This window comes from Kitasatospora sp. NPDC059462 (assembly GCF_042749955.1).
In the GTDB taxonomy this organism is placed as follows: Bacteria; Actinomycetota; Actinomycetes; order Streptomycetales; family Streptomycetaceae; genus Kitasatospora.
In genome coordinates, this window is the sequence record NZ_JBHYUU010000241.1 from 1 (window position 1) to 10,302 (window position 10,302).

9 protein-coding genes are annotated in these 10,302 nt (G+C 75.8%); 2 read left to right on the top strand and 7 right to left on the bottom strand.

Annotated features, from left to right (window positions below):
• Positions 1-76 precede the first annotated feature (76 nt).
• The 3 genes from ACFXAM_RS35075 to ACFXAM_RS35085 form a co-directional block, all read right to left on the bottom strand.
• Positions 77-799, bottom strand: a complete 723-nt coding sequence (locus ACFXAM_RS35075; protein WP_380297540.1) for an alpha/beta fold hydrolase — start codon at positions 797-799, stop codon at positions 77-79.
• A gap of 163 nt (positions 800-962) precedes the next feature.
• Entirely contained in the window at positions 963-1,820 is an 858-nt protein-coding gene (locus ACFXAM_RS35080; RefSeq protein ID WP_380297542.1) for a helix-turn-helix domain-containing protein, read from the bottom strand.
• A 524-nt stretch (positions 1,821-2,344) separates the two neighbouring features.
• Positions 2,345-3,592: a PucR family transcriptional regulator gene (locus tag ACFXAM_RS35085; protein WP_380297544.1), complete on the bottom strand. Its 1,248-nt coding sequence runs from the start codon at positions 3,590-3,592 to the stop codon at positions 2,345-2,347.
• 362 nt (positions 3,593-3,954) lie between these two features.
• Between ACFXAM_RS35085 and ACFXAM_RS35090 the strand changes: the two genes are divergently transcribed.
• Complete coding sequence (locus tag ACFXAM_RS35090) at positions 3,955-4,422, top strand: SsgA family sporulation/cell division regulator (protein WP_380297545.1); 468 nt, start codon at positions 3,955-3,957, stop codon at positions 4,420-4,422.
• Between the two features lie 2 nt (positions 4,423-4,424).
• Here ACFXAM_RS35090 and ACFXAM_RS35095 read toward each other — a convergent pair whose 3' ends face one another.
• The 3 genes from ACFXAM_RS35095 to ACFXAM_RS35105 are packed head-to-tail and all read right to left on the bottom strand — an operon-like array spanning position 4,425 to position 8,180.
• Entirely contained in the window at positions 4,425-4,976 is a 552-nt protein-coding gene (locus ACFXAM_RS35095) for a gluconokinase (protein ID WP_380297547.1), read from the bottom strand.
• Between the two features lie 10 nt (positions 4,977-4,986).
• Positions 4,987-6,354 carry a glucose-6-phosphate dehydrogenase gene (locus ACFXAM_RS35100; RefSeq protein WP_380297549.1) on the bottom strand — a complete coding sequence of 456 codons (1,368 nt, stop codon included), beginning with the start codon at positions 6,352-6,354 and terminating at the stop codon, positions 4,987-4,989.
• Positions 6,351-8,180 (bottom strand): glycoside hydrolase family 15 protein, encoded by a 1,830-nt coding sequence (locus tag ACFXAM_RS35105; protein WP_380297550.1) that lies wholly within the window; start codon positions 8,178-8,180, stop codon positions 6,351-6,353. Before ACFXAM_RS35105 ends, ACFXAM_RS35100 begins: the two co-directional genes overlap by 4 nt.
• 426 nt (positions 8,181-8,606) lie before the next feature.
• Here ACFXAM_RS35105 and ACFXAM_RS35110 point away from each other — a divergent pair, with 426 nt between their 5' ends.
• Positions 8,607-9,680, top strand: a complete 1,074-nt coding sequence (locus ACFXAM_RS35110; RefSeq protein WP_380297552.1) for a lactonase family protein — start codon at positions 8,607-8,609, stop codon at positions 9,678-9,680.
• A gap of 41 nt (positions 9,681-9,721) precedes the next feature.
• Here the strand turns inward: ACFXAM_RS35110 and ACFXAM_RS35115 are convergent, their stop codons facing one another.
• A complete protein-coding gene (locus ACFXAM_RS35115; RefSeq protein ID WP_380297554.1) occupies positions 9,722-10,171 on the bottom strand; it encodes a universal stress protein in 450 nt (149 codons plus the stop codon).
• Between the last annotated feature and the right edge of the window lie 131 nt (positions 10,172-10,302).

Genomic DNA, 10,302 nt, shown 5'->3' on the forward strand with positions numbered 1-10,302 from the left:
CACCACGGGGGGCCGGGCGCGGCGGCGTTCGGCCGGCAGCGGCGATCAGGCGGCGGCGTTCAGGCGGCGGCGGCGTTCAGGCGGCGGCCGACGGGCCGGTGGCGTCGTGGATGAACTCGGCGACCGCCGACGGCCGGGAGACGGCGACGGCGTGCGAGGCGTCGGGCAGCTCCAGGACGGTGGCGCCGGCGCGTTCGGCCGTGAAGCGCTGGACCGCCGGCGGCAGGGCGCGGTCGGCGCCGGTCACCAGGGCCCAGGCCGGCTTGACGCGCCAGGCGGTCTCGGTCGGTTCGTCGGTCAGCACCCGTTCGGCGACGGGCCGTTGCATCGCGGCGAGGGCCCCCGCGAGCTCCGGGTCGAGGTCGGCGGCGACGAGCGAGCCGAAGCAGTCCCCGGGCACCGAGAGCTCGGCCACGTCGGCGCCGTCCACGGCGTACGCGGTGCGGCGCATCCGGGAGGCCAGCGGCGAGGGGGCGAAGCGGCCCGCGAGCGCCCGGTAGCTCTCGCCCGCCTCGGGCAGGTAGGCGGCGACGTAGACCAGCGCGACGACGTTGGGGGCGGTCCCGGCCTCGGTGATCACGGCGCCGCCGTAGGCGTGGCCGACCAGCACCACGGGGCCGTCGATCCCGGCGAGCACCGAGGTCAGGTAGGCGGCGTCGTGGGCGAGGCCGCGCAGCGGGTTGGCGACGGCGAGCACGGTCAGGCCGCGGCGCTGGAGTTCGGCGACGACGCCGAGCCAGGTGGTCGCGTCGGAACAGCCGTCGTGGACGAGCACGACGGTGGGTCTGGTGGAGGGCATGGCGGAGCGGGCCTTTCGCAGGACGGCAGGACGGCAGGACGGCGGAGAGTCGGGACGGCGGAGAGGCGGTCCGGCGGAGAGGCGGTCCGGCGGGGAGACCGGCCGGCGGGGTCCGGGCCGCGGACGGGCGGGCCCCGCCGGCCGGCGGCGTGGGGACGGGCGGTCAGGAGGCCTGCTGCCGGGCGTCGGCGTGCGCGGCGTAGGCCTGCCACTCGCGCGGCGAGACCCCGTAGGTCTCCCGGAACGCGCGGCTGAAGTGGGAGTGGCTGACGAAGCCCCAGCGGTGGGCGACGGCAGCGACGCCGGTCTGCCGGCGGGAGGGCCGTTCCAGCTCCCGGCGGCAGGCGTCCAGGCGCCGTCGGCGCACCCACTGGCCGACGGTCGTGCCGTCCTGCTGGAAGAGCTTGTGCAGGTAGCGCACCGAGATGTGCTGCGAGCGGGCGATCGACTCGGGCGACAGCTCCGGGTCGGCGAGGTTCTCCTCGATGTGGCCGCGGATCCGGGCCAGGATCCCGGCCGTGGCGGTCGGACGGTCCGGGTCGACCCGGTCGAGCAGTTCGGTCACCAGGATGGCCACGATGTCGGAGACGCTGCGCGCGAGGTGGTGGCCGGGCCGGGCGTGGTGGGAGCGGACCTCGGAGGCGAGGGTGCGCAGGAACTGGGAGGCGAGCGAGCCGATGCCTTCGTCCCCCCGGGCCAGCAGCCCGCCGGTGCGCCGGACGTCGCCGTGCCGGACACCGAGGTAGAAGCAGGGGACGCGGAAGCGGACCATCCGGCACCCGGGCCCGGACAGCAGGCCGGTCGGGTACGGGGTGGTGCCGATCAGCAGATCGCCGGGTTCCAGGGCGGTGCTCTCGCCGTCGCGGCGCAGCGAGGCCTCGCCCTGGAGGTGCAGGGCGACGTAGAGGCAGTCCTCGGGGTCGGCGCCGGGCGGCGGCGCGATGACGTCGATGCAGCCCGCGCCGCCGTCGGGGCCGGACTGGTGGGGCTGGTAGGGCTGGTGGGGCGTGGTTTCTGGCATGGGTGAGGGACCCGACGGGATCACGGGAGGCTCCGACCGGTTGGTGTGGCGCTGTTGGTTCAGCGCGGAGGGTGGGCGGGGAGCGGGAGGCGCTCGGGAAGGGGACGTGTCCACGGCGGCGTTGAGCGCGCCGGGGCTCCACGGGGTCTACATGGCCGGCCTCGCAGCGGAGCGCCCGGGCGGGACGACCGGCGGGACCCCGTCGCCGTCGCCGTCACGGTGGGCCGGCCGTACTCCGTCGTCGGTGATCGGTTCACGCATGGTGCTCGTTCACGTCCGTTCGTTTCGGGTCGTCAAGTCGTCACGGGCTCGTCGAGGGGTCGTCAAGTCGTCACGGGGTCTGCGGAGGGGGCGGCGGAAAGGTCCTCGCCGGGGTGTGAGCGGCAGCTCGTGGTGACGATTCTCGCCAGCCGCGGGCCCCGTTGACCACCGACCGGCGTAGGGATTGCCCGGCGGGGCTTCATCGCTCTGTAGCAACCCGGCGTCCTCGTTCCGTAGCACGAGGCCGCCGGCGAAGCCGCAGGTCAGGCCGGTCGGCCGGTGGGGAAGCGGAGCAGGTCCCACAGGCGCAGCCCCAGGTGCAGGACCAGCCGGTGCCCGCCGTCGTCGAGGTCCAGGCCGGTGATCTCCTGGATCTGCCGCAGGCGGTAGTAGAGGGAGGTGCGGTGGACCTCCAGGGCCTCCGCCGTCCTCGGCACCGAGCCGGCGTTCTCCAGGAAGCAGCGCAGCGTCTCCTCCAGGCGGGCGTTCCCGCCGCCGTCCAGCAGCCGGCGCAGCGGCCTGGGCACGAGGGAGTCGTCGAGGGCGGTGTCGGGCAGCTGGAGGAGGACGGCGTGCTCGCCGAGCCGCTCCCAGTCCCCGATGCCGCCGAGCCGGGGCAGCCGGCGGGCGGCGCGGGCCGCCACCCGGGCCTGGTCGTGGGAGATCCAGGCGTCGGCGAGGTCGGCCTGGCGCCCGCCGACGCCCACCATCGTCGTGGCTCCCCGCTCCAGGAAGGTCTCCAGCGAGCGGACGATGCCCCGGGACTGCGGCTCCAGGTCCGCGTCCGTGGGCTCGCGCTCGAAGACCTGGACCAGGACGGCCCGGTCCTGCTCGATCGCGAACAGGCCGTGGGCGGTGCGGGTCTGCCGGAACGGCTCCAGGGCGCCGCGCAGCGCCACCTCGACCTGGCCGGAGGGCCCGCGCACCCCGGAGACGGTCACGGTGGTGACCACCACGTGGGGGCCGGCGGGCAGCAGGCCGTCGTCCAGCAGCTGCCGGCGGGTCTCGCAGCGCTGCGCCGCGTCCGGGCCGACCAGCCGGTTCACCAGCTCGCGGGTGCGCTCCTCGTCGGCGCCGGAGGCCAGCCGCTCGGCGTACATCTCGACGGCCACGGCGCGCGAGACGCGGGCGATGGCCTCGATCTCGGCCGCGCCGAGGTCGCCCTCCCCCGCCACGACGATGAGGATGCCGAGCAGGTGGCCGCGTTCGCGGACCGGGACGCAGTAGCGCGGCCGCAGGCCCAGGTCGTCGCGACCGTCCAGGTGGCCCGGCCTGGTCCACCGCGCCACGCCCCGGGAGAGCACGTAGCGGATGATCTCGTCGTCCGCGATGCCCTGGAGCAGCGTGCGCACCCGCACCCCGTCCTCGTCACCGAAGTGACGGCTGGTGCAGATCATCCGCACCAACGGGTCGTCGAGGACGACGGAGCGTCCCAGTTCCTCGGCCAGGCCGTCGACCAGCGACTGCAGCGCCTCGCCGGCCGGACGGGCGCGCTGGATCCACCTCTTCATGATCAGTTACCTCCCGGCCGCATTCATACAAGAGGCGAAACGGGATAGACAAACGTTCAACAAAGTGCGGACGAGCCCGTCCGCCGCCCGGAAAAGGCGGTGATGACCGGACGGTACGCCCGCGTCCCGTCCCGCCGCGACGGGCGGACGGTGCGCGGATCGTCATGCCGCGGTGCACCGCCGGAACATCTCCCCCGACACCGCCTCCTAACGTGGGCGGCGATTCGCCTCTCCCCTGTCCGTCGGCAGCTCCCAGGGCCCGGGGCGAGAGCAGCGCGCCGCCGCCGGGCCTCCGGCGGACGGCCCTCTTCGCCCAGCAACCCCGACCCGGTCGCCCGGCGACCCCGACCCAGGAGAACCCCATGTCCGCGCCCCACCCCCTCCCCAGCCCGCAGCCCTGCCCGGAGCCGGGAGCGGAGACCACCGGCACCGACGTCGTGGTCGACGCCCGCATCGTGCTCGGCGAGGGCCAGTCCCTCGGCATCCCCGTGCGCTTCGCCTACCGCGGTGACGACCCGTTCGCCGTCTCCCTCGAATTCCTCGGCGCCGCCGCCGAGGCGGGCACCTGGAAGTTCTCCCGCGACCTGCTGTGGGACGGCCTGCAGCGGCCCGTCGGCACCGGCGACGTCCGGATCTGGCCGCCCTGCACCTGCCACGGCCGCACCTCGCTGCGGATCATGCTCCAGGGGCAGGACGGCTCCGTGCTGGTCGACCTGCCGGCCCGCCAGCTGCGGCGCTGGCTGCGCCGGGAGAGCTTCGCGCTGGTCCCCCGGGGCACCGAGGCGTCCCTGATCGACTGGGACACCGAGCTGGGCGGCCTGACGGGCTGACCTCACCCGCCCGGAACGCGCGGCAGCACGTCCGCCGCCGCGTCGGCGACCAGCTCCGGCGGCTGCCCGACGTACAGGGTGGCGCCCCGCTCGTCCGGTTCCAGCGGTTCCAGGGTGGCGAGCTGCGAGTCCAGCAGCGACCCCGGCATGAAGTGGCCCGAGCGACGGCCGATCCGCTCCGCCAGCAGGTCGTGCCCGGCCGTCAGGTGCAGGAAGAACGCGCCGGGGCAGGCCGCCCGCAGGACGTCCCGGTAGCGCCGCTTCAGCGCGGAGCAGGCGATCACCCCGCCGGTGCCCGCCTCCTCGCGCTCGTGCAGCCAGCGCCCGACCGTCTCCAGCCAGGGCCGGCGCACCGCGTCGTCCAGCGGGACGCCCGCCGCCATCCGGGCGATGTCGGCCGGGCGGTGGAAGTCGTCCGCGTCCGCGAAGGGGGCCGCCAGGCGCTCGGCGAGCAGCCGGGCCACCGTGGTCTTGCCGGTGCCGGAGACCCCGAGGACCACGACGCACGGGGCACGCCGCGCCCTGCCGGGCGGGGCCGGGGTGGCGTCCGCCATCGCGCCGCGCCTACGGGTGCCGGGGCGCCGGGCCCGCGGAGCCGGCCGGGTACTCCTCCAGCGGCACGAGGTCCCGCTCCCACGCGGAGAGCACCGGTTCCAGGACCCGCCACGCCTCCTCGGCCTCGTCGCCGCGGATGGACAGCGCCGGGTCGCCCTTCAGCACGTCCAGCAGCAGCCGGCCGTAGGCGGGCAGCTCCGCCGGGTCCATCCGGGCGGTCAGCGACAGCGGCGCCAGTTCATGGGCCCGGGTGCCGATGCCGGTCAGGTCCAGGGCGAGGCCCTCCGGTTCGAGGGCGAAGCGCAGCACGTTGGGCGCCGCCTCCCGGCCCTCGCCGAACGGCAGGTGCGGCACCGGCCGGAAGCGCACCGCGACCTCCTTGCGGTCCTCCCCGAGCGCCTTGCCGCTGCGCAGCCGGAAGCGCGTCCCGGACCAGCGCCAGCTGTCCAGTTCCAGTTCCACCTCGGCGAAGGTCTCGGTGCGGCGCCCCGGGTCGACGCCCTCCTCGTCGGCGTACGCGGGGACGGCGCGCTCACCGGCCTTCCCCGGCAGGTAGCGGGCCCGGCGGGTGCGGTGCAGCACGTCGTCCCCGGTCAGCGGCCGCACCGAGCGCAGCACGTCCACCTTGCGGTCGCGCAGGTCGCGCTCGCCGAGGGTGATCGGCGGTTCCATGGCGACCAGGCAGAGCAGTTGCAGCAGGTGGTTCTGGATCATGTCCTTGAGCGCGCCGACGGTGTCGTAGTAGCCGGCCCGGCCCTCCAGGGCGAGGGTCTCGTCCCAGACGATGTCGACCGCGGCGATGTGGGTGCTGTTCCAGATCGGCTCCAGCACCCGGTTGGCCAGCCGGCTGCCCAGCACGTTCTGGACGGTCGCCATGGCCAGGAAGTGGTCGACCCGGAACACCGCGCGCTCCGGCACCAGCTCCGCCAGCAGCCGGTTCAGCTCCCGGGCGCTGGCGAGGTCCTCGCCGAACGGCTTCTCCAGCACGATCCGGCTGCCGGGCGGCAGGCCGGCCCGGTGCAGGGCGGTGACCGCGGCGGGGAACAGCGCCGGGGGCAGGGCCAGGTAGACGGCGACCGGCCCCTCCCCGGCGACCACCGCGGCGACGTCGTCGGCGCTGGTGACGTCGGCCCGCAGGTAGCGCGCCGACGCGGTGACCCACGCCGTGGCGTCGGCCGGGCAGCCCTCGCCGTGGCGGTCCAGCCGGTCGGCGACCCACTGCCGGTAGCGCTCGGTGGACCAGTCCTCGCGGCTGGCGCCGGTCAGCTCCAGCCGGTCGCCGAGGTGGCCGCCGGCCCGCAGCGCGGCCAGCGCCGGCAGCAGGAAGCGCGCGGTGAGGTCGCCCGTCGCGCCGAAGACCGCGAGCCGCTCGATCACCGCCGCACCCCCGCCCTGGCCCGCGCCAGGTTCACGCCGCTGGCGGTGATGCCGATGTGGCTGAACGCCTGGGGGAAGTTGCCCATGAACTCTCCTGTGGACGGGTCGATCTGCTCCGACATCAGCCCCAGCGGGCTCGCCCGGGAGCAGAGCGAGTCGTACAGCTCCTCGGCCTCCTCCGTGCGGCCCTGGCCGATGAGGTTGTCGACCAGCCAGAAGCTGCACAGCACGAAGGCGCCCTCGTCGCCGGCCAGGCCGTCGGGGGACTCCTCGTGCAGGTAGCGGTGGAGCAGCCCGCCGCCGGCGGACAGCCGCTCGGCGACGGCCGTGGTGGTCGCCACCATCCGCGGGTGGTCGATCGGCACCACGTGGCGCAGCGGGAGCGCCAGCAGGCTGGCGTCCAGCACGCCGCCGCCGTCCAGGTGGGCGCTGAGGGTCTTGGCGGGCTCGTCCCAGGACTGCTCCAGGATGAGCCGGCTCAGGTGGTCCGCCGAGGCGCGCCAGCGGGCGGTCCTGATCGGCAGGCCGAGCCGCTCGCCGATCTGCGCGGCCCGGTCCAGGGCCACCTGGCACAGCCCGGCCGAGTAGGTGAACACCCGTCCCTCGCTGCGCACTTCCCAGATGCCCTGGTCGGGCTCGCGCCAGGCCTGCTCGGCGGCGTCGGCGAGGGTGGCGAGGCCGGCCCACAGGGCGGGCTGGATCTCGCCGCCGGCCCGCAGCCACTGGTCGGCGCAGTCCAGGATCTCGCCGTAGACGTCGTGCTGGCGCTGGTCGGCCGCGCCGTTGCCCCAGCGCACCGGGGCGGAGCGCCGGTAGCCCTCCAGCTCGGCGTCCTCGGTCTCGTCCGGGACGGGGCCGCCGCGCAGGTCGTACATGATGCGGGGCCGGCCGCTGTCCTCGAAGGCGTCGAGCACCCAGCCGAGGAAGGCGTCGGCCTCGCCGCGAAAGCCGATGCGGCGCAGCGCGAAGACGGCGAACGCGGCGTCGCGGATCCAGGCGTAGCGGTAGTCCCAGTTGCGGATGCCGCCGATCGGGGCGGGCAGCGAGGAGGTGGGCGCGGCGACCAGCGAGCCGTTGGCCCAGTCGTCGCACAGCTTGAGGGTGACGGCCGCGCGTCGCACCAGGGCCTGCTGGGGGCCCTCGTAGTCGAAGTGCCGCATCCAGCGGCGCCAGGCGTCGGCGGTGCCCTTCAGCATGGCGTCGGTGTCGACCCGGTGGTGGCGGTGGAAGCGGCCCCAGGAGAGCACCAGGTCGAGCCGGTCGCCCCGGCGCAGGTCGTGGGTGCTGTGCAGGCCCTCCAGCGGGCGGTTGGAGCGCAGGTGCAGCCGCAGGCCCGGACGGCGCAGCGGGCGCAGCTCCAGTCCGCTGAACAGCGCCCTGGTGCGCGCCCCGCCGCGCGGCTCCAGCTCCGCCCGCAGCCGGACGTGGCCGTCCAGCACGACGGCGGAGCGCACGAGTTCGGAGCGGTCGGCGGGGGCGTTGTCGGTGAGGTCGGCGCCGGAGCGCAGCGCCAGCGCGTCGGTGACGCGCACCAGGCCGGTGGCGCTGCGCAGTTCGGTGACCAGGACCCCGGTGTCGGGCTCGTAGCGCTGCCGGGCCTCGACCAGGTCCTCGGGCGCCAGGGTGAAGTGCCCGCCCCGGGTGCGGTCCAGCAGCCCGCAGAACAGGGGTTCGGCGTCGAACCGGGGCAGGCAGAGCCACGGGATGGAGCCGTCCAGGCCGACCAGGGCGGCGGTCGTGCCGTCCCCGATGAGGCCGAGGTCCTCCAGCGGCAGGTAGCCCTGCCGCCGGCGGACCGGCCGGAACGGTGGATCGGGGTCGTGCATGCCGCCTCGCTTCCGCAGCGCCGGGGGGATGTCGTCCGCAGGGGACGGGTGGACAGGTGGACGGGTGGACGGGGGACGGATGGACGGGGGACGGGGGGACGGAGGGACGGCTAGAAGGCGATCAGCACCTTCACGACGTCCTCCAGCTTCTTGTCCGCGACCTCGAAGGCCCGTTCCATCTCCCCGCCGGGCACGGCACTCGGCCGCCCGGGCCGCTGCTGCTTCCACCGTCGCCGCTCCGGTGCCGGAGCGCGACCCGGCCGCCGCGGCAGCGGTGCGTTCCGGTGAAAACCGCGGGCCGCCGGGCGCAGCCGCTCCCGCGCCGTCCGGCCCGCAGGGGCCGCCTGCTAGCGTCGGAGCGCTTGCGGCAGACGGCGGAGGCGGCCGGCGGACGCAGCCGGCGGACCACGGACGACGGAGGGTGCAGTGGAGGGTTCTGTGCAGGGTGCTGGGGCGGACAAGGGCGCGGAGCGGGCCTTCATCGGGTCGTTCACCTCGGCGGGCGGACGCGGGATCGTCGTCGCGGCGGTGGACCCGCACACCGGGGCCCTGACCGAGACCGGCGCCGTCGACGCCGCCCCCAACCCGTCCTACCTCGCCCTCGGACAGGCGGAGCGCGGCCCCGTGCTCTACGCCGTCTCGGAGACGCTGCCCGGCGCCGTCGCCGCCTACGACCTCACCGGCCCGCTCCCCCGCCCGCTCGGCGCCCCCGTGGCGGTGCGCGGCGACGAGCCCACCCACCTCGCCCTCAGCCGGGGCCACCTGCTGACCGCCAACTACGGCTCCGGCAGCGTCAGCGTGCTGCCGCTCGCCGCCGACGGCGCGCCGCAGGCCCCCAGCGACGTCCTGCCGAACGAGGGCAGCGGCCCGGACCCCGATCGCCAACTCGCCCCGCACGCCCACCAGGTGCTGCCCGACCCGTCCGGCCGCTGGGTGCTCGGCGTCGACCTCGGCACCGACGCGGTGCGGATCTGCGCCCTGGACCCGGCGACCGGCGGGCTGACCCCGCACGGACAGACCGCGCTGTCGCCCGGCACCGGCCCGCGGCACCTCGCCTTCCACCCCGCCGGGCGTCACGCGTACGTGCTCGGCGAGCTGCGCCCGACGGTGACCGTGTGCCGCTGGGACGCGACGGCCGGAGAGCTCGACCCGGTCGCCGTGGTCCCGCTGTTCCCCGACGGCTCCGAGCTGCCCGCCTTCCCGTCGGCCCCCGTGGTCTCCCACGACGGCCGCCACCTGTGGGTGGCCGTGCGCGGCACCGACACCATCGTCGTGCTCGCGCTCGACGCGGACGGCGAACGGGCGCGGGTGGTGGCCTCGGTGCCGTGCGGGGGCGCGTGGCCGCGCGACCTCGTCCTCGACCCGTCGGGCACCCGCCTCTACGCGGCCAACGAGCGCTCGGGGGACGTCAGCTGGTTCGACCTCGACGCCGAGAGCGGCCTGCCGCGCCCGGCAGGCTCGCTGCCGGTACCGGCGCCGTCCACCGTCCTCTTCGGCTGACAGGCTGACGAAGCTGCCAGGGCTGACGGCTCCGCCCGCCGTCAGTCGCGGTACACCAGGACCGGGCAGGTGGCGTGCCGGGTGCAGTGCTGGGCCACCGAGCCCAGCAGCATCCCGGAGAAGCCGCCGAGCCCCCGGCTGCCGACCACCAGCAGGGACGCGCCCCGGGACGCCTCGATCAGCGCACCGGCCGGCGAGCCGTAGCGCGGCACGATCCGCACCTCCGCCACCGGCTGCGGCCCGACCGCGTCCGCCACGGCCCGGGCGGCCTCCCGGCGCGCCTTGCCCTCCAGCTCCGCCTCGTCGGTGCTGCCCGGCGGGAACCAGCCGCGCGCACCGTGGAACGTCGGGTACTCCCAGGCGATCACCGCCTCGACCACGGCCCCGGTGAGGTCCGCCTGCCGCACCGCCCAGCGGAGCGCCTGCTTCGACGGCTCCGACCCGTCCACCCCGACCACGATGCGGCCGGTCTCCTCACGCTGCTCCGCCATGGCCTCTCCTCGGCTCGACACCCCCTCCCTTCCCCTCCCCTCCACCCTCCCGCCGACCACCCCGCCCGCGCCGCGGGCCGGTGGTGCGCTCGGAGGTCAGCGTGCCGTCCGGGTTCGCCCACAGGGTGACG

Coding starts and splice junctions, on each gene's coding strand:
- ACFXAM_RS35115 (WP_380297554.1), bottom strand. CDS start 10,171: ATGGCGGAGCAGCGTGAGGAGACCGGCCGCATCGTGGTCGGGGTGGAC.
- ACFXAM_RS35095 (WP_380297547.1), bottom strand. CDS start 4,976: ATGGCGGACGCCACCCCGGCCCCGCCCGGCAGGGCGCGGCGTGCCCCG.
- ACFXAM_RS35085 (WP_380297544.1), bottom strand. CDS start 3,592: ATGAAGAGGTGGATCCAGCGCGCCCGTCCGGCCGGCGAGGCGCTGCAG.
- ACFXAM_RS35105 (WP_380297550.1), bottom strand. CDS start 8,180: ATGCACGACCCCGATCCACCGTTCCGGCCGGTCCGCCGGCGGCAGGGC.
- ACFXAM_RS35080 (WP_380297542.1), bottom strand. CDS start 1,820: ATGCCAGAAACCACGCCCCACCAGCCCTACCAGCCCCACCAGTCCGGC.
- ACFXAM_RS35075 (WP_380297540.1), bottom strand. CDS start 799: ATGCCCTCCACCAGACCCACCGTCGTGCTCGTCCACGACGGCTGTTCC.
- ACFXAM_RS35090 (WP_380297545.1), top strand. CDS start 3,955: ATGTCCGCGCCCCACCCCCTCCCCAGCCCGCAGCCCTGCCCGGAGCCG.